The following is a 290-nucleotide window of genomic DNA, read 5'->3' as shown; positions in this document are numbered from 1 at the left end:
ACCGATGGAACTTTAACTATTTGCGAAGGAACTACCGTAACAGAAATACAACTTTTTAATGAACTCGGTGGCACGCCCGATTCCGGGGGAACTTGGACTCCTACTCTTGCGAGTACAGGAACTTATACCTATACAGTAACGGCAACTTCGCCATGTACCATCGATAGTACTTCCGAGGTCGTCGTTTCCGAACAAGCAGCACCGAATGCGGGAACCGATGGAACATTGATTATCTGCACAGGTACAACAGTAACAGAAACTCAGCTTTTTAATGAACTCGGTGGAACACC

At 46.2% G+C, this 290-nt stretch carries 1 protein-coding gene; it reads left to right on the top strand.

Annotated features, from left to right (window positions below):
• On the top strand, positions 1-290 hold a 290-nt coding region (locus HW347_RS20605; protein WP_214613602.1), incomplete at both ends, for a hypothetical protein.

Source organism: Zobellia barbeyronii (assembly GCF_018603515.1).
Taxonomy (GTDB): Bacteria; Bacteroidota; Bacteroidia; order Flavobacteriales; family Flavobacteriaceae; genus Zobellia; species Zobellia barbeyronii.
This window is presented reverse-complemented; position numbering and strand designations above follow the sequence as displayed.